The following is a 19,249-nucleotide window of genomic DNA, read 5'->3' as shown; positions in this document are numbered from 1 at the left end:
TTGGCCGGAATCTATCCTGCGATCAGCTTTTGCACCAATTCGGCGGTCGTCGCCGCCGCGTACTTGCGCATCAGCCGCGCGCGATGAATCTCGACCGTGCGGTGGCTGATCGCGAGCGCCTTGCCGATTTCCTTGGAGGTGCGGCCCTGCATCACCTGCGCGGCGACTTCGCGTTCGCGCGGCGTGAGTTCGGCCTTGGCCGAGCGCCGCGATCCCAGGTCCTCGAAGGTCCAGATGCCCGCCTCGTGCGGCGCGGCTCGATTCAGCGCCTGGCCGCTCACGTGGCACCAGAAGGTCTCGCCTGCGAATGCGCCGTGCAGGTTGCCCAGCCTTTTCATCATCCGGTTGTCGGCATAACGGCCGCTGGCGTTCAGGATCGGCTCCATCCGCTTGCCGATCCGTTCGAATTCGGCGACGCTCGGGTAGAGCACCTGAAAGGATTGACCGACCAGCGCATCGCGCGTGGTGCCGAACATCTCGCAAACGCGCGCATTGCAGCCGACGATGTTGCGATGACGGGAGAGCACCATGCCGACCGGCGCGAGCTCGAAGGCGAGCCGGTAGTCGACGGTCTGCCATTCCTTGGCGGGGGCCTTGTCGGGTGTCTCCATTACGAAATACTACGTATGCCTCTACGTAGTATCGTCGAAGGCGATTCACGGTCAACATCCATCACCACCATCACCACCATCATCACCAACGAGGAACCATGGCGAACAAGATCTACCCCTCCGCCGATGCGGCACTCAAGGGCGTCGTGGCCGACGGCCAGACTCTCGCCGTCGGTGGCTTCGGCCTCTGCGGCATTCCCGAAGCGCTGATCGATGCCCTGCACGACTCCGGCGTCAAGAACCTCACCTGCATCTCCAACAACGCGGGGGTCGACGGTTTCGGCCTCGGCAAGCTGCTGGGGACGCGCCAGATCAAGAAGATGATCGCGAGCTACGTGGGCGAGAACAAGGAGTTCGAGCGCCAATACCTGGCGGGCGAACTGGAGCTCGAATTCACGCCGCAAGGCACGCTGGCCGAAAAGCTGCGTGCGGGCGGTGCCGGCATCCCGGCCTTCTTCACCAAGACCGGCGTCGGCACGCAGGTCGCCGAGGGCAAGGAGCTTCGCGAATTCGATGGTGAAACCTACGTGATGGAACGCTCGCTGGTGCCAGACGTGGCATTGGTCAAGGCCGACGTCGCGGACAAGTCGGGCAACCTGCGCTTTCGCCTGACGGCGCGCAACTTCAATCCCGCCGCGGCCATGGCCGGCAAGGTCTGCATCGTCGAAGTCGAGAAGATCGTCGAAGTCGGCGAGATCGCACCGGACGATGTTCATCTGCCGGGCATCTACGTGCATCGCATCGTCCTCAACAGCAACCCCGAGAAGCGCATCGAGAAGCGCACCGTGAGCGCTGCGGCCCCGGTCGATGCGGTCGCCGCGAAGGTCGAGGCGCAAGCCGCCATCGCGCAAGCAGCCGCCGGCAGCGAAGTGCCGGCCCCCATCAAAAGCAACAACGGCAAGGGAGCTTGACATGCCTTGGACCCAGGACCAGATGGCCGCACGCGCGGCACAAGAACTCGAAGACGGCTTCTACGTGAACCTCGGCATCGGCATCCCGACGCTGGTCGCGAACTTCGTCGGCGACAAGGAGGTGTGGCTGCAGAGCGAGAACGGCATGCTGGGCATCGGCCCTTTCCCGACCGAAGACCAGGTCGACGCCGACCTTATCAACGCCGGCAAGCAGACCGTGACGACCATTCCCGGCTCGGCCATCTTCGGCAGCCACGACAGCTTTGCGATGATCCGCGGCGGCAAGATCAACCTGTCCATCCTCGGCGCCATGCAAGTGAGCAGCAAGGGCGATCTCGCCAACTGGATGATCCCGGGCAAGATGGTCAAGGGCATGGGCGGTGCCATGGACCTCGTCGCCGGCGTGAAGCGCGTGATCGTGCTGATGGAACACGTCGCAAAGAAGAAGGACGGCACCGAGGACCTCAAGATCCTCGAGAAGTGCTCGCTGCCGCTGACGGGCGTGGGCGTGGTCGACCGCATCATCACGGATCTGGCTGTCATCGACGTCGTGCCCGAAGGCTTGAAGGTGGTCGAACTCGCGCCGGGCGTGACCTTCGACGCCCTGCAGTCGAAGACCGGTGCCAAGCTGATCCAGTAGCGAGGTCACCGGCAGCGCTGTCTGGTGCGCAAGGACAGGAGCACGAACATGGACGGGGCGGAAGCTCTCAAGGACATCTGGCAACTGTCAGGCTTGCCGCTGGATGCGCTGGCCTTTGCGCGCCTCGGCGGCGCTGACCCCGTGCTGCCTTCCTCTTTTGCCGTCGGCGTGGCGGCGCAGAGCACGATTGCCGCCGCAGCACTTGCCGCCTGCGAATTGGGGCACGTGCGAGGCGTGCCGCGCCAGCAGGTCGAGGTCGACATGCTGCATGCCGCGCTCGAATGCACGGCCTGGTACAGCGTCGACGGGCGGGTGCCCGACGCCTGGGACCCGTTCTCGGGCCTTTATCGCACGGCGGATGGTTGGGTGCGCATCCATGCCAACTTTGCGCACCATCGCGACGGCGCGCTCCGGCTGCTGGGGCTCGATCCGGCCACCGCCCAGCGCGCCGATGCCGAAGCGGCCATGCAGACGTGGAAGTCGATCGACTTCGAAGACGCAGCGGCCGCCAAGGGCTTGGTGGCAACCGCACTGCGCCGTTTCGACGACTGGGACGCCACCCCGCAGGGCAGGGCACTGGTGTCGCAGCCCTTGTTCAGCATCGAACGCATCGGCGATGCACCGCCGCTTGCGCTGCCGCCTCTCGCGGACGACGTACGGCCCTTGTCCGGTGTGCGGGTGCTGGACTTCACGCGCATCCTCGCCGGGCCCGTGGGCGGCCGTGCGCTGGCGGCCTATGGCGCCGACGTGATGCTGGTCAATTCACCGAAGCTGCCCAACATCGAGGCCATCGCCGACACCAGCCGCGGCAAGCTCTCGACGCATATCGATCTTCATGAAGAGGCTGGCCGAGACGCGCTGCATCGGTTGGCGAAAGATGCACATGTCTTCATCCAGGGCTACCGCCCCGGCGGCATTGCATCGCTGGGCTTCGGTCCGGAGGATGTCGCGCGGACTCGGCCGGGCATGGTCTATGTTTCGCTCTCGGCTTACGGAACGGTTGGCCCATGGGCGGCACGGCGCGGCTTCGATTCGCTCGTGCAGACCGCCATAGGCTTCAACCATGCCGAGGGCGAAGCCGCTGGGGGCGGCAAGCCGAGGCCCTTGCCGATGCAGATCCTCGATGAGGCGACCGGTTACCTCATCGCCATGGGCGCGGCCGCGGCGCTTTGGCGGCAACAACGCGAGGGTGGCAGTTGGCTCGTGCAGGTGTCGCTCGCACAAACCGGCGATTGGTTGCGAGGACTCGGCCGGGTGCCCGATGGATTCCGTATCGAAGTGCCTGACAAGGCACCCTACCTGGAAATCTCTCCGTCAGGCTTCGGCGAACTGACCGGGTTCAGGCACAGCGCGCAGCTTTCGCGCACGCCTGCCGCATGGCCGCGGCCATCGATGCCGCCTGGGAGCCATCCGGCGGTCTGGCCCTGAGGTTGGAACGGCGAGTCGAGCCGCTTTTTCATCATCGCTTTGGATGATGACTCGCCAAGGGTGGTCGTCTAATCTCCTGCAGCACGTTGATGAGCGGGAGATTCCGGCCATGTTCAATCGCACTCTTCATTACCTCCACGAAGGCGCCAAGAGGGCATCGGTGCGCTTTTACGTCACGCTGGTCGTGTTGGTTCTTCTGGCGCTGATCTGGAAGAGTCCGGCGGGGCATGTCGAGGCGGCCATACACCCGCAGCCTGCAAAGGCAACCGGTTCGGTTCCGCCGGAGCCGTCGACTTTCAATTCGCTGCGCAATGCAGCGGCCAGCGGAGACGACTTCGCCAATCGCGAACTCACCGCTGCCTTGCTGGACAGGTATGACGTGAGCGGCAACTCGGATGATCTGTACGAAGCCGTGGTCTGGATCGACAGGCGGTGGGACGATTCCTCCAAGACCGAATTGGCCGCGCGCATCACCACTCAGTATTGCGGGCAGCGCGTCATTCGGTGGCACTGGCTGTGCGCATCCAACGAATAATGGGCTTTTTCGCCCGCGTGATTCTGCTGGCGGCATTCGCCGCCGTAGTCACCGCATGCTCGCGGCCCAATGACGAGCCGATGACCTATGACAAGGTCGTCAGTGCGGTGCAGTCGATCGCCTATGAGCCGGATCACCTCGCCGATTTGCTCGGTCGCCGGGTCGCTCTCGATCTCCGGCGCTTTGGCACGACCACCGGCTACTACGTCGACCAGGTCCATCTGATCAGCTTCGGATGTCGCACCGAAGACGGCGATTTCGATGGCCATTTCACGGGCGGACTGCACGTGATCGCAAGGGTCGTCGACTTCGACGCACTGCCGAGCGGCGTCACGACGATCACGCTCGACAGGTGTTCCTCGACCAGGAGCCTGCCCTTCGATCGATATGCGATTTCCTCTGCTACGGCAGCAACAACGCCCGCTGCGCCTCCACGATCTCTCGCAAAAAGTCCCAGGTCGCCTTCATTCGGGCGAGATGGCGCGTCTCCGCCGGAACCGACATCCAGAACGTGCGCGTGAAGTTCGCCTCGTCCGGCAGCACGCGCCGCAAGGATTTGTCCCGCTCCGCAATGAAGGCCGGCAGCACCGCAATGCCGGCCCCCGCAACCGTCGCCTGGTGCTGCGCCAGGATGCTGGTGCTGCGCAGCGCGAAGGAGTCCGGGCGATAAAGCTCGTCCAGGTACTGGAGCTCCTTGCTGAAGAGCAGGTCGTCCACGTAGCTGATGAAGGTGTGGCCGCGCAGGTCGTCGCGCTTGCGGATGGCGCCATGCTTGGCCAGATACTGCCTGGAGGCATAGAGGCGCAGCACGTAGTCCGTCAGTTTGGTCACCACCACCGGCCCGCGCGCGGGGCGTTCGAGTGAGATCACGATGTCGGCTTCGCGGCGAGACAGATGAACCAGCCGTGGCATCGCCAAAAGGTCGATCACGAGCTTGGGATGCTGCTGCGCGAAGAGTGCCAGGTGCGGCGCCAGCACGATGGTGCCGAAGCCCTCCGTCGCGCCGATGCGCACCAATCCTGACAAGCCCTCATCGGAGGCCGGCGTCGTGCTCTCGACCGTGAGAAAGGCGCTTTCCATCGCTTCGACCTGGGGCTGCAACCGGCGGCCCGCTTCGGTCAGCCGGTGCCCGTCGGCCTCGCGCGAGAAGAGGGCGGTGCCGACCTGCTTTTCCAGCGTCTGGATGCGACGCGCCACCGTGGTGTGATCGACCGCCAGACGGCGCGCCGCCCCCACCAAGGTGCCCGAGCGCGCGAGCTCCAGAAAAAAGCGAAGGTTGTCCCAGTCCATGCGTTGCAATTATGCAGATCGGGGATGCGTATTTGTCTATTGCCATGGCAAAAGTGCAAAGCTAGCATCACCTCCTGCACCCCATTCAGGAGACAAGATTCATGGACGCCACCACCACACCCGCGACGAAGGTCGCCACCGTCAAGCTGCTCATCGGCGGCAAGTTCGTCGAGTCGAAGACCGCCGAATGGCGCGACATCGTCAATCCCGCGACGCAGGAAGTGCTCGCGAAGGTGCCTTTCGCGACGCAGGCCGAAGTCGATGCGGCGGTCGATTCGGCCAAGGAAGCCTTCAAGACCTGGCGCAAGACGCCCATCGGCGCGCGCTCGCGCATCTTCTTGAAGTACCAGCAGCTCATTCGCGAGAACATGGCCGAGCTGGCGGCGATTCTCACGGCGGAGCAAGGCAAGACACTGCCCGACGCCGAAGGCGACGTGTTCCGCGGGCTCGAAGTGGTCGAGCATGCAGCCGGCATCGGCAACCTGCAGCTGGGCGAGCTGGCCAACAACGTGGCCAACGGCGTCGATACCTACACGCTGCTGCAGCCGCTGGGCGTATGCGCCGGCATCACGCCCTTCAATTTCCCCGCGATGATTCCGCTGTGGATGTTCCCAATGGCCATCGTCACGGGCAACACCTTCGTGCTCAAGCCTTCCGAGCAGGACCCGATGGTGACGATGCGCCTGTGCGAGCTCGCGCTCGAAGCCGGCATCCCGCCGGGCGTGCTCAACGTCGTGCATGGCGGTGAAGCGGTGGTCAACGCGATCTGCGACCACAAGGACATCAAGGCGATCTCTTTCGTCGGCTCGACCAAGGTCGGCACGCACGTCTACAACCGCGCGACGCTCGCCGGCAAGCGCGTGCAATGCATGATGGGCGCGAAGAACCACGCCATCGTCATGCCCGATGCCAACAAGGAGCAGACGCTCAACGCACTCGCGGGTGCCAGCTTCGGCGCTGCCGGCCAGCGCTGCATGGCGGTGTCGGTCGCGGTGCTGGTGGGCGAGGCGCAGAAGTGGGTGCCCGATCTGGTCGCCAAGGCAAAGACGCTGAAGGTCGGCGCGGGCACGGAGAAGGGCGTCGACGTCGGCCCGCTGGTTTCGTGCGCTGCGTATGACCGTGTCAGCGGCCTGATCGAACGCGGCGTGGCCGATGGCGCGACGCTCGCGCTCGATGGACGCAAGCCCACAGTGCCAGGCTACGAGAAGGGCAACTTCGTCGGCCCGACGGTGTTCGCTGACGTCAAGCCCGGGATGTCGATCTACGAGCAGGAGATCTTCGGCCCGGTGCTGTGCCTTGCGAATGCAGAGACCATCGACGAGGCCATCGAGCTCATCAACGCCAACCCGAACGGCAACGGCACGGCGATCTTCACGCAGTCCGGTGCGGCGGCGCGCCGCTTCCAGGAAGACATCGACGTCGGCCAAGTCGGTATCAACGTGCCGATTCCGGTGCCAGTGCCGATGTTCTCGTTCACGGGCTCGCGAGCATCCAAGCTCGGCGATCTCGGGCCTTACGGCAAGCAGGTCGTTCTGTTCTACACGCAGACCAAGACAGTGACCGCGCGCTGGTTCGACGACAGCACCGTCTCGCACGGCGTCAACACCACGATCAGCCTCAAGTAAGCTCGTCCGCATGGACTTCGAGCTGACTGAAGAACAGCGCGCATTCGCGCAGACCGCGCGCGATTTCGCGCTGAGTGAATTCGCACCGCATGCGGCCCGCTGGGATGCCGAGGCGATCTTCCCCAAGGAGGCGATCGCCAAGGCTGGCGAACTCGGCTTCTGCGGCCTCTATGCGCCCGAGAGCATCGAGGGGCTGGCGCTGCCGCGGCTCGATGCCGCTCTGGTGTTCGAGGAGATGGCCGCAGTCGATCCGTCGACGACGGCTTTCATCACCATTCACAACATGGCGACGTGGATGCTGGGCACCTGGGGCAGCGCTGTCGTGCGTGAGCAATGGGGCGCGGATCTGACCAGCGGCCGCAAGCTCGCGTCCTATTGCCTGACCGAGCCGGGCGCCGGATCGGACGCCGGCTCACTCAAGACGCGCGCCGAGCTGCACGGCAACGACTACGTCATCAATGGTGGCAAGGCTTTCATCTCCGGGGCTGGCGCGACGGACGTGCTGGTGCTGATGGCGCGCACCGGCGGCGGCGGTGCCGGCGGTATTTCGGCCTTCGCGGTTCCGGCGGATGCGCCAGGCATCAGCTACGGCAAGAAGGAACACAAGATGGGCTGGAACAGCCAGCCCACGCGCACCATCAACTTCGACAACGTGCGAGTGCCTGCGGCGAACCTGCTCGGCAGCGAAGGCGAAGGCTTTCGCATCGCCATGAAGGGGCTCGACGGCGGGCGCATCAACATCGCGACCTGCTCGGTCGGCGCGGCGCAGGGCGCGCTGGATGCAGCCCGGCGCTATCTGCATGAACGCCAGCAGTTCGGCAAGCCTCTCGCAAGCTTCCAGGCGCTGCAGTTCAAGCTCGCCGACATGGCGACCGAACTCGTGGCCGCGCGCCAGATGGTGCGCCTCGCCGCGAGCAAGCTCGACGCCGGCCATGCCGACGCCAGCACCTATTGCGCGATGGCAAAGCGCTTCGCCACGGATGCTGGCTTCAATGTGTGCAACGACGCCTTGCAGTTGCATGGCGGCTATGGTTACCTGAGCGAATTCCCGCTGGAGCGGCTGGTGCGCGATGCGCGCGTGCACCAGATCCTCGAAGGAACCAATGAAATCATGCGAATGATCGTCGCGAGAAAGCTCCTCGAAGGCGACAGCGACATCCGATGAACCCAACCCAGAACAAATGACAGATCCAGTCGTCCTCTTCAACGAAATCAAGACAGCCACCGGCAAGCGCTTCGGCGTGGCCACCCTCAATGCGCCTGCTTCGCTCAATTCGCTCTCGGTGGCGATGGTGCGGTTGCTCATTCCCAAGCTGCAGGAATGGGCGAATGACGATGGCGTCGCCGGCGTGTTGCTCGACGCCGCGGGCGAGAAGGCTTTCTGCGCCGGCGGTGACTTGCGCCAGCTCTACCAGACGCTGCTCGAATGCGGGCCTGCGCGCAACACTTATGCGGAGTCGTTCTTCAGCGAGGAGTACGAGCTCGACTACCTGATTCACACCTTTCCGAAGCCCTTCCTCTGCTGGGGACACGGCATCGTCATGGGCGGCGGCGTCGGCCTCATGGCGGGGGCCTCGCACCGCGTGGTCACCTTGCAGAGCCGCATTGCGATGCCGGAGATCAATATCGGTCTCTATCCCGACGTGGGCGGAAGCTGGTTCCTGCGGCGGGCGCCCGGGCGAGTCGGCTTGTTCCTCGCACTGACGGCGGCGCCATTGAATGCAGCTGACGCGATTTTCTGCGGCCTCGCGGATATCGTCGTGCCGCAGGAGCGCAAGGCGCAGCTGCTGGAAGCCGTTGCGTCGAGTGCATGGAAAGGCGAGTCGAAGGCAGATCGCGCGACGTTGTCGCGTCTGCTGGCGCACGCTGGGGAGGGCACCGAAAAGCAGCATTCCAAGCTCAGGGAGCACTTCGACACCATCAATGCGCTGATGGCCGGCGACGATCTGCTCGACATCGCCAAGCGCCTGCGCGAGTTGAAGTCGGACGATGCGTGGCTGCAGACCGCCGCCACCACCTTCATGAAAGGCGCTCCGAGCACGGCGGCATTGTCTTTTGCACTGTGGCAGCGCGTGCTGCGCATGTCGCTGGCTGAAGTGTTCCGTCTGGAGTACTGGGCATCGCTCGGCTGCTGCGCGCACAAGGACTTTGCCGAAGGTATCCGCGCGCTGCTGATCGACAAGGACCGCAATCCGCGCTGGAACCCGCCGACGCTCGAAGAGATCACGCCCGAGTTCATCGAAGACCACCTCCGCGTGCGCGCCGAAGGGCCGCACCCGCTGGCGGCGCTCGTCTGAGCGCCATCCAGTCCAATCATCGAAACAGTGGAGACAAGCACATGAAGATCGCATTCATCGGACTCGGCAACATGGGTGGCCCGATGGCGCTGAACCTGCACAAGGCCGGCCACGCGGTCAGCGCCTTCGACCTTTCGGCCGAAGCTTGCAGGAAGCTGGCAGGCGAGGGCGTGATCATCGCGTCGTCGGCGGCCGAAACGCTCGCAGGCGCCGAAGTCGTGATCAGCATGTTGCCTGCGAGCCAGCACGTCGAAGCGCTTTACCTCGGCAGCGAAGGCAAGCCCGGACTGATGGCGGCGATCCCTGCCGGCACACTGGTGATCGACAGCAGCACCATCGCCGCCGCAACCTCGCGCAAGGTGGCAGAGGCAGGGGCGAAGCGCGGCGTGGCCGTGATCGACGCGCCCGTCTCCGGCGGCACCGGTGGCGCGATCGCCGGCACCTTGACCTTCATGGTCGGCGGCGCGGAGGCCGATCTCGAACGCGCGCGGCCCGTGCTCGAGAAGATGGGCGCCAACATCTTCCACGCAGGCGGTGCGGGCGCGGGCCAGACCGCGAAGATCTGCAACAACATGCTGCTGGGCATCCTGATGATCGGCACTTCGGAAGCGATTGCGCTGGGCGTCGCGAACGGGCTCGATCCGAAGGTGCTCTCCGAGATCATGCGGCGCAGTTCGGGCGGCAACTGGGCGCTCGAAAAGTACAACCCGCTGCCTGGGGTGATGGAGGCCGCACCGGCCTCGAAGGGCTATGCGGGTGGCTTCGGCACCGATCTGATGCTCAAGGATCTCGGACTGGCGCAGGAAAACGCCGCGGCAGTGCGCGCTGCGACGCCCCTGGGTGGCCTTGCGCGCAATCTCTATGCGGCGCACAGCCTCGCCGGCCATGGCGCGCTTGACTTCTCCAGCGTCATCAAGCTGGTGCAGGCCAAGGGCGGCTGAAGACCGCGCCAGCCTGGGGCTGACACGGTCGGCCTAGAGCCTTCGAGCTATTGCGACGCAGGGGTCGCGCTTCTCACAATCGCGCCCCAGAGGTTCGACAAGTAGGAGAAGGCACGCCATGGCCCAGCCAGCACGCGCGAAGCCACGCGGCAACAAGAAGACCAGCGCTGCAGTCGCCGCCGCGAACGAGATMGCGGCGGCGACGGCGATTCGCACACCGGTTCCGGGCAGGCTTTTCGATGCGCGGCCCGACCGGCTGGATTTTCGCGATCTGCCTTACCGCGCCCCATTGCGTTCGCTGCCGCCCAATTGGCCGCGCGAAACCAACGTCGCGCGCTTTCTCGGCAGCTATGTGCAAGCGGGCCTCGTGCTCGATCAAGGCCAGGAGGGTGCCTGCACTGGCTTCGGACTGGCCTGTGTCGCCAATTACCTCCTGTGGGTTGCGCACATCGAAGTGGACCCTTCGCAACCTTTCGACGAAGTCAGCCCGCGCATGTTCTACGAACTGGCGCGGCGCTACGACGAATGGCCCGGCACCGACTATGAAGGATCGAGTTGCCGCGGCGCCTTGAAGGGCTGGAACAAGCATGGCGTGTGCGGCCGCAAGTTCTGGCCGTATGACCTCGGCAAAGGCGGGGCCGTGAATTTCCAGCGGCCACTGGACGGCTGGCAGACCGACGCGGGCAAGCGGCCGCTGGGCGTCTACTACCGCATCGATCGGACTTCGGTGGTGGACCTTCAGTCCGCCATCTGCGAGATCGGCGCTGTGTATGTGTCCGGAGACGTACACGACGGATGGGACGACCTGCTTCGCGATACGCCGCAGCCGCCTCCGATGAACCACGCCGGGCTGCCGGTCATTCCGCCGCCGGCCGATCCGAAGAAGCTGGGAGGCCACGCCTTCGCGCTGGTCGGCTACAACGAGCATGGTTTCGTGGTGCAGAACTCCTGGGGCAGGCGCTGGGGTGCTTCCGGCTTTGGCGTGTTGCCGTATGACGACTGGGTCGTGCATGGCACCGATGCATGGGCCTGCGCCCTTGGCGTGCCGCTCGCGTTGACAGATGCCGGCGGCAAGCCACGGCGGGTGAGCGTCTCGGGGTTTCGCGTGCCGAGCGGGCAGTCGCTGGTCACTCTCGATCGTGCGACACGCGTGCCGGACAACCCGGCGGACGATCCATGGCCCATAGACCACCCATTCAAGGTGCCGGCCTACCAGCCATGGACGACGCCCCGCGCCTACGAGCACACGTTGGTTACCGGCAACAACGGTGAACTCGTCGCCACCGATTTCACGCGTGGAGCGGCCGACATGACCGGGCTCGTCGCCGAAGTCGTGCATGACCGGCCCTTGGCCTGGCTCGCCAAGCAGCCTGCCAACACCAAGACCCTCAAGCTCGTCATCTACGCGCACGGCGGACTGAACTCGGAGGACGAGTCGATCCGCCGCATTCGCGTGCTCGCGCCGTACTTCGAGGCGAATGGGGTGTACCCGATCTTTCTGACATGGAAGACGGGCGCGGGCGAAACCCTCGCCGACATGACCCAGGACTGGGTTCGGAAGCTTTTCGGTGCCGACGCGGTCCGAGCTGCCGGCGTGCTCGATGCGCTGGGCGACGCCAAAGACCGGGCCATCGAAGCGCTGGCCCATGTGCTGGGCAAGGGCGTCTGGGGCGAGATGCGCGACAACGCGGAGGCGGGCGCTTCGCCGGGCAAGGGACTCGACCTCCTCTCGCGCCAACTGGTGGCGCTGGCGAGCGATCTCGCGGCCGAGGGCAACGGGCTCGGCGGCGGACTCGAACTGCATCTCATCGGGCACTCGGCCGGATCGATCCTCTTCGGGCATCTGCTGGATCGGATGGTCGCGTTGAACGCGCGAGCTGCTGCCGCGCAGCAGGTTCGCGTCGCAAGCTGCACGTTGCTGGCGCCTGCATGTTCGGTTCGATTCGCCGTGCAGCACTACCTTGCTGCCGCGCAGGACGGCGTGATCGACCTGGGCGAGCTGAGGCTGCACGTGCTCTCGGACGAGAACGAAAAGAACGACGCGCTGCCTTCGCCTTCAGTGCCCGCTTACGGCAAGTCGTTGCTCTATCTGGTGTCGCGTGCGCTCGACGACGTACGCAAGATGCCGCTGCTGGGGCTTGTGCGTGCGCATGACCCCAAGTACGCCAACGACAACGATCAATGGGCGGACAGCGAACTGCCTTCGGTGCGGCAATGGCAGGCTGCATGGCCGCCGATCAGTGCTGGCGGCAAGGCACTGCTCGACGTCGTCGTCACGCCGCAGGTGGAGAACACCCGGGAGCACGGGCGCATCCAGGCGACACACGGCTCGTTCGACAACAACATCGTCGTCATGACGGAGCTTGTCCAGCGCCTTGCCGGGCGTCCGTTGGCCGGCGAGATCGAGTGGCTCGACTACTGAGGTTATTGCGGGGTCACGCGGGCGGCTTCGCCGTTGCCCTGGATGAAGACGCGCTGGCCCACGCGAAGCCCGGGAACCACCGGCTGCGTGATTTCGACCAGCACGCCGCTGTCGGTGCGAACGAAGACTTCCTGCCCTGGCATGGGCTGTGCGGCCCTGTTGGCGACCTCCGCGCCCGCCATCGTCCCACCGATCGCCCCTGCGACCATCGCCACGTCGCGTCCCGTCCCGTTGCCGATCAGGCTGCCCAGGCCCACGCCCGTGAGACCACCGACGACTGCACCTACGCCCGTGTGTGCCGGGCTTCGGATGGTGGTCGGCGTGATCTGCTCGATCGTGCCCTGACGGATCGACATCGGCGCCGACTGTGGGCCGCCCGGTGCCGCGCATGCTGTCAGTACGAGCGCTGTCGCAATCGCCGCGATGCGGGAGTAAAGATTGAATGCCATGAAGAATCGCCTCGTGTGTGTGACTGCTGAGGCCACAGTTTGGCGTTGATTTGCGCCCACACCAAGCATGTTCGGGCCGCTTCCTTCTTTGGACGGCATCTGCTAGCGCGTCAAATCAACGCAAGACCGGACGCTGTGCCCGCCAGTTCAGGAAGGCGCCGGCCGCCATCAGCACGCACGTCGCCAGGAACACGAAGCGCATGCCGAAATGCCCGCCGACAAAGCCGCCCATGAGCGGGCCGACCACCTGCCCCGTGTACTGCGCGGACACTGAATAGCCGAGCATGCTGCCCGCCGACCGCTCGGGAACGCTGTGCCTGATCACATGCGCGATGCACGGCAGCAATCCGCCGAGCGACAGGCCCATCAAAAACCGCAACATGACCAGTTGCCAGCTTGCGGTGACGAAAGCCTGCGGGATCAGCAGCGCGGCGGACACAGCAAGACAACCGACGATGACGTTCCATGCACCGACGCGGTCGGCAAGCTTGCCCAGTCGCGCCGCCGAAAGAATGCTCCCCAGCGCCGCGGCCGACATGACGAGGCCCGCCACCATGGTGATGTGGCGGGGGTCGGCAACGAGCTGCTGCACATAGACGGTGATGATCGGCTCGATCGACATGTTGGCGAGCATCAGCAGCGTGCCCGTGATGAACATGACGACCACCGGCCGCTTGTCGTCGATGCTCGGCCACCCGCCGCTCGATTTGGCCGTCTTCGCGATTCGCGGCCGCTTGTCTTCGCGAATGAGGAAGAGCGTCGCAAGAAAGGCCACGAAGATGACAGCGCCCGCAGCGAAGAAAGTCCAGCGGATGCCGATCAATGGCGGGAGGACGCCGCCGATGAGCGGCCCCGCGAGGCTGCCCGCCATGATGGCCGACGACAGCGTGCCGAGCGCCCAGCCGGAACGTTCCTTGGGCGTCTGGGTGGCAATGAGCAGAGTCGAGCCCGACGCATAGCCGCCCAGGAAGCCCGCAAGCAGCCGCAGCCCCACCAGCTGCCAGACGTTCTGCGCCGTGCCGATGAGCGCCATGGCCACGGCCATGCCGAGGCTCGCGCGGATCAGCATCAGCTTGCGGCCGTACAAGTCGGCCAGGCGCCCCCAGAGCGGCGCAACGAAGGCCGCGGACAGGAAGGTGGCGCCATAGGCCGCGCCCGACCATTGCGCAATGCCCGCGGGGTCCGTCACACCGAGTTGCTCGACGAAGAGCGGCAGGAACGGCAGCAGCAGCGTCATCGCGACGATGGTCGTGAACGAGCCGAACATGCAGACGTAGAGATTGCGTCGCCAGTGCGAGTCTGCAGACGAGTCGAACGTGGAAGCGGAAGAGGGCGCAGAAGAGGGCGCGGAAGAGGAGATGGGCACGCAGGCATGTTAGGCCGATGGGCCTGAATCAGCCGTGCTCATGCGAGGGGGCGACCATCGTGCGGCGCGAAGGATGCTCCGACAAAAAGCCCGCCGCCTTCGGTCATTCGCCGCTGGTTCAGAAGCCCAGCGTCGGATTGCGGCGCGCTTCGTCGCGCTTGCGCTCCTCGCGCACGAGGTTGCAGCGCGGGTGTCGCGAGTATTCGGGCTTGTCGCAGTGCGCGGCTTCGCAGCGCGCGGCGAAGACGAAGTTGAGCGTCTCGCACCCGTGGCGCGGATCGAGCGCGACGGGCCGTTGCGGCGCCGCCGTGCGCGGAGGCGACCGGCGCTCGGGTGCCGGTTGATAGCTCGGAGCGGCCGGAGCTGTGGAAGCGACAGGCGGCGCCGGGGTCGGCGGCGCGACTGCGGCGGGCGGCTCCGCCGCCGGATGGGGATGAGTCGGCGCGAGCTCGAGTTCGCCCGGCGACAGCGAGGCCACCAGCGGAACGGAATCAGCAGGCGCCTGATTCGCCGGACGGGGCGGATCCGCCTTCACGGTTGCGACGGCGGAGGACGCCACGATCGTAGCCGGCGCAGTGCTCGCGACGCGCGCCGCCTTGTGGGAGCTGCGCGACGCTTGCACGTACCAGGCGACCGCCAGTGCGGCGACCAGAAGCGCCACGCCCAGCGGAAACAAGGGCTCGCGCACGGCCCGCCTGAGCATGGACGCAGCCTGGCTGGAGGGCCTGGCGGAGGCCGCTGCATCCCGGGCCCGCATCGTTTCGAGCACGGACGGCGCTGTGGGCGCAAAAGCTGGCAACTTGCGTGCGCATCCGTGACAGAACATCGCGGCATCGCGATTTTCAGTGTGGCAGGCGGCGCAGATCACGGGCATTCAAGACTCCGATGCAACAGGCGGGATGATGATGCGTCACTTTCGATGCACGGCGCATCGATGTCTGCCAGCGGCCTCCTACTCTTTGGGGGCTGTTGGGGCGGCAGAATCGCTGGCAATAGAAACAACATTTGGAGACACTCATGCGCATGTCATCGTCCCGCCGCCTTTCGTTCAAAGTGGGCCTTGTGGCCGCCATCGCTTCCGCATTTGCGGCCGGCAGTGCGGGCGCGCAGACCTGGCCCACCAAGCCGATCCGCCTGGTTGTGCCGTTCTCGGCCGGCGGCGCCAACGACCTGATGGCGCGTGCAGCCGCCGAAGGAGCTTCCAAGGTGCTGGGCCAGCCCATCGTGGTCGACAACAAGCCAGGCGCTGGCGCCATCCTCGGCGCGGACGTCGTCGCCAAGAGCGCGCCGGACGGCTACACATTCCTCGTGAGCGCGGCGGGCGTGATCTCCAACAGCATGATCAAGAAGAGCATGCCGTACAAGGACAGCGAGCTGGTGCCGGTCGCGTTGATCGGACTCGCGCCCTCCGTGATCGTGGTGCCCGCGGACGCACCCTACAAAGACCTCAAGGAATTCGTCGCCGCCTCGAAGAAGGCGGGCAGCGGCTTCCATTGGGCGACTGCGGGCACCGGCAGCACGCCGCACTTCGTCGAAGGCATTCTCGAAACCAAGTACGGCGCCAAGCTGGACGTGGTGCCTTACAAGAGCGGTTCCGAATCCATCACCGCCGTGCTTGGCAGCCAGGTCGAGGCCACTTCGGAGGCCAGCATCGTGGTGCTGCCCTACATCAAGAGCGGCAAGCTGAAGCCGCTGGCCGGCACGTGGACCCAGCGCATTTCCGCCTATCCGCAGCTTCCGACCGCGAGCGAAGAAGGCTTCCCTGAAATCCGCATCGCGCACTGGGCCGGCGTGCATGCGCCGCGCGGCACACCCGACGCGATCCTCGACAAGATGGCCGATGCCATCGACAAGGCAATGAAGATGCCGGCCACCGTGGAGCGCCTCAAGAGCATGGGCATCGAGCCGATCGGCGGCAATCGCGCGTCCTTCACGAAGTTCGTCGACGAAGAGCGCACTCGCCTGGGTGGCGTGGTGAAGGCCACCGGCATGAAGGAAGACTGATGCAGATCGTTTTGCGCGAAGACCTGCGCGGCGTCGCGACGCTGTGGCTGAATCGTCCGGCGCAATTCAACGCGCTGTCGGAAGCCATGCTGGACGCGTTGCATGAGCAACTGGATGCGCTGGCCGCCGACCCTCAAGTGCGCTGCGTGGTCATCGGCGCAAAGGGCAAGGCCTTTTGCGCGGGGCACGATCTTCGTGAGATGCGGGGCAAGCCTGAGCTTGCGTACTACCAGGCGCTCTTTGCACGGTGCAGCCGGGTCATGCAGGCGATCCAGGCGCTGCCCGTGCCCGTCATCGCGCGGGCGCACGGCATCGCGACGGCGGCGGGTTGCCAGCTGGTGGCCAGTTGCGACCTCGCCATCGCGGCGCAATCGGCCAGCTTTGCGGTGTCGGGAATCAACGTCGGCCTGTTCTGTTCGACGCCATCGGTCGCGTTGTCACGGAACGTGTCTGCCAAGCGTGCCTTCGACATGCTGGTGACGGGGCGCTTCATCGATGCTGCGACGGCGGCGGACTGGGGCCTCGTCAACCAGGCCGTTGCCGACGAGTCGCTGGACGCAGCCGTTGAACAGAAAACCGCCGAGATCATCGCCAAGAGTCCGACCGCAGTGCGCTACGGCAAGGCGATGTTCTATCGGCAGCGGCAGTTGGCGCTCGCGGAGGCATACGCTTATGCCGGGGACGTGATGGCGCGCAACATGATGGAAGAAGACGCGGGTGAAGGCATCGATGCGTTTCTGGGAAAGCGCGCGCCGAAGTGGACGTCTTGACAGGGCTCGACACCGGCCTTGCAGCGTAGAGCTGCGCGTTCGGGGCGGTGCGACTGTTTTTGCAGGCCTTCCGTGTTGTTCGCGAACGAGAAAGAATTCACGGGAATTCGTTGAATATCCTTTAGCGTCGGCGAAAGAGTATTCAATGAATACTGAAAATTTGCCGCGGCAGCGCGTTGCTGCCGCTGGCGCCCCGCAGCATCAGGGGCAAGACAAAGTAGATGAATGCGAAAAAGATGCTGTGCCACGCGCTCTTGGCGCTGCCAGCTCTCCTGGGTGCTTGCGGTGGCAGCGGTGGAGGGGGAACGGACGCTGGCGGTGTTGCAGAAGGCTTGCCAATTGCGACGGTGACTGCGCATGCGCAGAAGCAAACAGGCCAAGCGAAGCCGCCTCCGGCTCCGATGGTGTCCTCCTGCTCCGTCGCCTTTTGGGGCGACTCGATCTCGGTCTTGACGGCGCCTCACTTGGGCGAGGGCCTGCAAGTCCAGCTTCGCGGCACCATTGGCGGAACCGCCGCAGCGACGGTGCCAACCTTTCTTCAAGATCCCCTCGATGCTCGCTTCGTCGTGCTGGAATACGGCACGAACGACAGCAACGGAAAGACGCTGTTCGAGTCTCCGATGCGCTCGATGTTGGAGTCGGTCAAGGCCAAGGGCCGCACGCCGGTCGTGGTGGGACTGTCGAACGCCACTCAAGGCGAAATGGCTTACCGCGCAGTGAACAACTTGAAGGGCAGCCAACTTGCGAACGAATACGGCGCTCTTTTCGTGGACTGGGCTGCTGTGCCTTGGTCGCCTTCCGACCTGATGGACGACGGTGTACATCCCGATGATGCCTATCAGCAACGCCTCGCAGGCCTCTTGACGCAAGTCCTCGTAGACGCCGCGCCTGAGTGCGGGCAAAGTGGCGCGGCCGCAGCCTGAGCGGTGCGAGAACCGGCCGATCGGGCGCCGGTTCACCCTCAAGGATTCGCGTCGTGAGTGAAAACAACCGTCCGCATCGCACGAAACCACTGTTGCCCGGCACGCCGTCTGTCCAGGAGATCAGGACCGCACGCCTGGATGCCGGACTCACTCAAGAGCATGCCGCTGCGCTCATCTGGTACAGCGAAATCACGTGGAAGCAGTGGGAGGGCGGTGTGCGCCGTATGCATCCCTGCACGTGGTGGGCGTTCCAACAACGGGCGAGCGTGCTGCGCGCGACAGCGAAGGTGAAGCAATGAGGGCAGCTACGAAGCGAAAGCCGATGGTGCGGGGCCCCTTCCACGTACGTGCATGTACGTGTGGGCCGGGATTTACGCGCTTTTGTCGACCGCCGAAGATGAAGTCGCTTCCGGCCGGCAAGTCGCATGACGTATGCGACACCGGACGGACGCAGCTTTCAGGAGGCAAGCATGAAGTCGAAGTTCATCCTCGCGCTGTGCGCAATGACACTGGTCGCGGGTTGTGTCTCGAAGCAGACCTACAACACCGAAGTGCAGAAGGCAAACACCTATGCGTCGCTCGACAAGCAGCTCTCCGGAGAGCTGAGCAGCGACCAGGCACAGATCACGAAGCTGCAGGACCAGCTGAAGGTGACGATGGTCAACGAAATTCTCTTTCCTGAAGGCGGCTGGAAGCTCAGTTCGAGGGGCGAGCAGACGCTCGGCAAGATCGCTCCGACGCTCTCCAATCTCCCGGGTCAGCAGATCATCGTGCAAGGATTCACCGACAACGTGCCGATCGGGCCTGAGCTGAAGTCGCGCTTCCCGTCCAATGTCGAGCTCTCGTCGGCGCGTGCGGACGACGTCGTGCGCTTCCTGACGTCGAAGGGCGTGCCGCAGAACTCGATCTCGGCGCAGGGCTTCGGGGATGCGCGTCCGGTCGCGAGCAATGACTCGTCGCAGGGCAGGTCCAAGAACCGCCGCGTCGAGATCGTGATCGCGGCGGCCGGTCGTCCGTGAGGACTGCGCACGAGCGCA

At 65.1% G+C, this 19,249-nt stretch carries 20 protein-coding genes; 14 read left to right on the top strand and 6 right to left on the bottom strand.

Going from position 1 to position 19,249, the window contains the following annotated elements; genetic code table 11:
• Positions 1 to 11: 11 nt before the first annotated feature.
• The gene (locus AC1DEK_RS17995; RefSeq protein ID WP_478126630.1) at positions 12 to 611 is read right to left on the bottom strand and encodes a LuxR C-terminal-related transcriptional regulator; all 600 of its coding nucleotides are present in this window, start codon (positions 609 to 611) and stop codon (positions 12 to 14) included.
• 98 nt (positions 612 to 709) lie between these two features.
• Here AC1DEK_RS17995 and AC1DEK_RS17990 point away from each other — a divergent pair, with 98 nt between their 5' ends.
• From AC1DEK_RS17990 to AC1DEK_RS17975, 4 genes are all read left to right on the top strand, one after another.
• On the top strand, positions 710 to 1,522 hold the full coding sequence (locus AC1DEK_RS17990) for a CoA transferase subunit A (protein ID WP_478126629.1): 813 nt from the start codon (positions 710 to 712) through the stop codon (positions 1,520 to 1,522).
• 1 nt (position 1,523) lies between these two features.
• Positions 1,524 to 2,162, top strand: coding sequence for a 3-oxoacid CoA-transferase subunit B (locus tag AC1DEK_RS17985; RefSeq protein WP_478126628.1), 639 nt, complete (start codon positions 1,524 to 1,526; stop codon positions 2,160 to 2,162).
• 48 nt (positions 2,163 to 2,210) lie between these two features.
• Entirely contained in the window at positions 2,211 to 3,590 is a 1,380-nt protein-coding gene (locus AC1DEK_RS17980; RefSeq protein ID WP_478126627.1) for a CoA transferase, read from the top strand.
• A gap of 109 nt (positions 3,591 to 3,699) precedes the next feature.
• On the top strand, positions 3,700 to 4,125 hold the full coding sequence (locus AC1DEK_RS17975) for a hypothetical protein (RefSeq protein ID WP_478126626.1): 426 nt from the start codon (positions 3,700 to 3,702) through the stop codon (positions 4,123 to 4,125).
• On the opposite strand, the gene AC1DEK_RS17970 is transcribed toward AC1DEK_RS17975, so the two are convergent.
• Together AC1DEK_RS17970 and AC1DEK_RS17965 are read right to left on the bottom strand one after the other, a co-directional pair.
• Positions 4,068 to 4,394 (bottom strand): hypothetical protein, encoded by a 327-nt coding sequence (locus AC1DEK_RS17970; protein WP_478126625.1) that lies wholly within the window; start codon positions 4,392 to 4,394, stop codon positions 4,068 to 4,070. The two genes, AC1DEK_RS17975 and AC1DEK_RS17970, sit on opposite strands and share 58 nt — an antisense overlap.
• A 133-nt stretch (positions 4,395 to 4,527) precedes the next feature.
• Positions 4,528 to 5,415: a LysR family transcriptional regulator gene (locus AC1DEK_RS17965; RefSeq protein ID WP_478126624.1), complete on the bottom strand. Its 888-nt coding sequence runs from the start codon at positions 5,413 to 5,415 to the stop codon at positions 4,528 to 4,530.
• 101 nt (positions 5,416 to 5,516) lie between these two features.
• Here AC1DEK_RS17965 and AC1DEK_RS17960 point away from each other — a divergent pair, with 101 nt between their 5' ends.
• The 5 genes from AC1DEK_RS17960 to AC1DEK_RS17940 all read left to right on the top strand — a co-directional run bounded on the left by AC1DEK_RS17960 (position 5,517) and on the right by AC1DEK_RS17940 (position 12,700).
• Entirely contained in the window at positions 5,517 to 7,040 is a 1,524-nt protein-coding gene (locus tag AC1DEK_RS17960) for a CoA-acylating methylmalonate-semialdehyde dehydrogenase (RefSeq protein WP_478126623.1), read from the top strand.
• A 10-nt stretch (positions 7,041 to 7,050) separates the two neighbouring features.
• Complete coding sequence (locus AC1DEK_RS17955; RefSeq protein ID WP_478126622.1) at positions 7,051 to 8,205, top strand: acyl-CoA dehydrogenase family protein; 1,155 nt, start codon at positions 7,051 to 7,053, stop codon at positions 8,203 to 8,205.
• 16 nt (positions 8,206 to 8,221) lie between these two features.
• On the top strand, positions 8,222 to 9,337 hold the full coding sequence (locus AC1DEK_RS17950) for an enoyl-CoA hydratase/isomerase family protein (protein ID WP_478126621.1): 1,116 nt from the start codon (positions 8,222 to 8,224) through the stop codon (positions 9,335 to 9,337).
• A 41-nt stretch (positions 9,338 to 9,378) separates the two neighbouring features.
• Positions 9,379 to 10,278, top strand: a complete 900-nt coding sequence (gene mmsB, locus AC1DEK_RS17945) for a 3-hydroxyisobutyrate dehydrogenase (RefSeq protein ID WP_478126620.1) — start codon at positions 9,379 to 9,381, stop codon at positions 10,276 to 10,278.
• Between the two features lie 118 nt (positions 10,279 to 10,396).
• Positions 10,397 to 12,700, top strand: a complete 2,304-nt coding sequence (locus AC1DEK_RS17940; RefSeq protein ID WP_478126619.1) for a C1 family peptidase — start codon at positions 10,397 to 10,399, stop codon at positions 12,698 to 12,700.
• 2 nt (positions 12,701 to 12,702) lie between these two features.
• Here AC1DEK_RS17940 and AC1DEK_RS17935 read toward each other — a convergent pair whose 3' ends face one another.
• From AC1DEK_RS17935 to AC1DEK_RS17925, 3 genes are all read right to left on the bottom strand, one after another.
• Complete coding sequence (locus tag AC1DEK_RS17935; RefSeq protein WP_478126618.1) at positions 12,703 to 13,149, bottom strand: outer membrane lipoprotein; 447 nt, start codon at positions 13,147 to 13,149, stop codon at positions 12,703 to 12,705.
• A gap of 115 nt (positions 13,150 to 13,264) precedes the next feature.
• Positions 13,265 to 14,416 carry an MFS transporter gene (locus AC1DEK_RS17930; protein ID WP_478126754.1) on the bottom strand — a complete coding sequence of 384 codons (1,152 nt, stop codon included), beginning with the start codon at positions 14,414 to 14,416 and terminating at the stop codon, positions 13,265 to 13,267.
• 217 nt (positions 14,417 to 14,633) lie between these two features.
• Positions 14,634 to 15,218 carry a hypothetical protein gene (locus AC1DEK_RS17925; protein ID WP_478126617.1) on the bottom strand — a complete coding sequence of 195 codons (585 nt, stop codon included), beginning with the start codon at positions 15,216 to 15,218 and terminating at the stop codon, positions 14,634 to 14,636.
• A gap of 320 nt (positions 15,219 to 15,538) precedes the next feature.
• On the opposite strand from AC1DEK_RS17925, the gene AC1DEK_RS17920 reads away from it, so the two are divergent.
• The 5 genes from AC1DEK_RS17920 to AC1DEK_RS17900 all read left to right on the top strand — a co-directional run bounded on the left by AC1DEK_RS17920 (position 15,539) and on the right by AC1DEK_RS17900 (position 19,231).
• Positions 15,539 to 16,519 carry a tripartite tricarboxylate transporter substrate binding protein gene (locus AC1DEK_RS17920; protein WP_478126753.1) on the top strand — a complete coding sequence of 327 codons (981 nt, stop codon included), beginning with the start codon at positions 15,539 to 15,541 and terminating at the stop codon, positions 16,517 to 16,519.
• Positions 16,519 to 17,289 (top strand): enoyl-CoA hydratase, encoded by a 771-nt coding sequence (locus AC1DEK_RS17915; protein WP_478126616.1) that lies wholly within the window; start codon positions 16,519 to 16,521, stop codon positions 17,287 to 17,289. Before AC1DEK_RS17920 ends, AC1DEK_RS17915 begins: the two co-directional genes overlap by 1 nt.
• Positions 17,290 to 17,510: 221 nt before the next feature.
• A complete protein-coding gene (locus AC1DEK_RS17910; RefSeq protein ID WP_478126615.1) occupies positions 17,511 to 18,212 on the top strand; it encodes an SGNH/GDSL hydrolase family protein in 702 nt (233 codons plus the stop codon).
• A 53-nt stretch (positions 18,213 to 18,265) separates the two neighbouring features.
• A complete protein-coding gene (locus AC1DEK_RS17905) occupies positions 18,266 to 18,511 on the top strand; it encodes a hypothetical protein (RefSeq protein WP_478126614.1) in 246 nt (81 codons plus the stop codon).
• Positions 18,512 to 18,682: 171 nt separating this feature from the next.
• Complete coding sequence (locus AC1DEK_RS17900; protein WP_478126613.1) at positions 18,683 to 19,231, top strand: OmpA/MotB family protein; 549 nt, start codon at positions 18,683 to 18,685, stop codon at positions 19,229 to 19,231.
• Positions 19,232 to 19,249: the final 18 nt, after the last annotated feature.

This window comes from Variovorax sp. 10N420, assembly GCF_056394705.1.
This window is presented reverse-complemented; position numbering and strand designations above follow the sequence as displayed.

Excerpts from the sequence above, each read along its gene's own strand:
- AC1DEK_RS17965 (WP_478126624.1), bottom strand. The coding sequence starts at position 5,415 with ATGGACTGGGACAACCTTCGCTTTTTTCTGGAGCTCGCGCGCTCGGGC.
- AC1DEK_RS17990 (WP_478126629.1), top strand. The coding sequence starts at position 710 with ATGGCGAACAAGATCTACCCCTCCGCCGATGCGGCACTCAAGGGCGTC.
- AC1DEK_RS17935 (WP_478126618.1), bottom strand. The coding sequence starts at position 13,149 with ATGGCATTCAATCTTTACTCCCGCATCGCGGCGATTGCGACAGCGCTC.
- AC1DEK_RS17930 (WP_478126754.1), bottom strand. The coding sequence starts at position 14,416 with ATGTTCGGCTCGTTCACGACCATCGTCGCGATGACGCTGCTGCTGCCG.
- AC1DEK_RS17995 (WP_478126630.1), bottom strand. The coding sequence starts at position 611 with ATGGAGACACCCGACAAGGCCCCCGCCAAGGAATGGCAGACCGTCGAC.
- AC1DEK_RS17915 (WP_478126616.1), top strand. The coding sequence starts at position 16,519 with ATGCAGATCGTTTTGCGCGAAGACCTGCGCGGCGTCGCGACGCTGTGG.
- AC1DEK_RS17920 (WP_478126753.1), top strand. The coding sequence starts at position 15,539 with ATGTCATCGTCCCGCCGCCTTTCGTTCAAAGTGGGCCTTGTGGCCGCC.
- AC1DEK_RS17985 (WP_478126628.1), top strand. The coding sequence starts at position 1,524 with ATGCCTTGGACCCAGGACCAGATGGCCGCACGCGCGGCACAAGAACTC.
- AC1DEK_RS17950 (WP_478126621.1), top strand. The coding sequence starts at position 8,222 with ATGACAGATCCAGTCGTCCTCTTCAACGAAATCAAGACAGCCACCGGC.
- AC1DEK_RS17955 (WP_478126622.1), top strand. The coding sequence starts at position 7,051 with ATGGACTTCGAGCTGACTGAAGAACAGCGCGCATTCGCGCAGACCGCG.
- AC1DEK_RS17970 (WP_478126625.1), bottom strand. The coding sequence starts at position 4,394 with ATGGCCATCGAAATCGCCGTCTTCGGTGCGACATCCGAAGCTGATCAG.
- AC1DEK_RS17910 (WP_478126615.1), top strand. The coding sequence starts at position 17,511 with ATGAATGCGAAAAAGATGCTGTGCCACGCGCTCTTGGCGCTGCCAGCT.
- AC1DEK_RS17960 (WP_478126623.1), top strand. The coding sequence starts at position 5,517 with ATGGACGCCACCACCACACCCGCGACGAAGGTCGCCACCGTCAAGCTG.
- AC1DEK_RS17980 (WP_478126627.1), top strand. The coding sequence starts at position 2,211 with ATGGACGGGGCGGAAGCTCTCAAGGACATCTGGCAACTGTCAGGCTTG.
- AC1DEK_RS17975 (WP_478126626.1), top strand. The coding sequence starts at position 3,700 with ATGTTCAATCGCACTCTTCATTACCTCCACGAAGGCGCCAAGAGGGCA.
- AC1DEK_RS17925 (WP_478126617.1), bottom strand. The coding sequence starts at position 15,218 with ATGCTCAGGCGGGCCGTGCGCGAGCCCTTGTTTCCGCTGGGCGTGGCG.
- mmsB (WP_478126620.1), top strand. The coding sequence starts at position 9,379 with ATGAAGATCGCATTCATCGGACTCGGCAACATGGGTGGCCCGATGGCG.
- AC1DEK_RS17900 (WP_478126613.1), top strand. The coding sequence starts at position 18,683 with ATGAAGTCGAAGTTCATCCTCGCGCTGTGCGCAATGACACTGGTCGCG.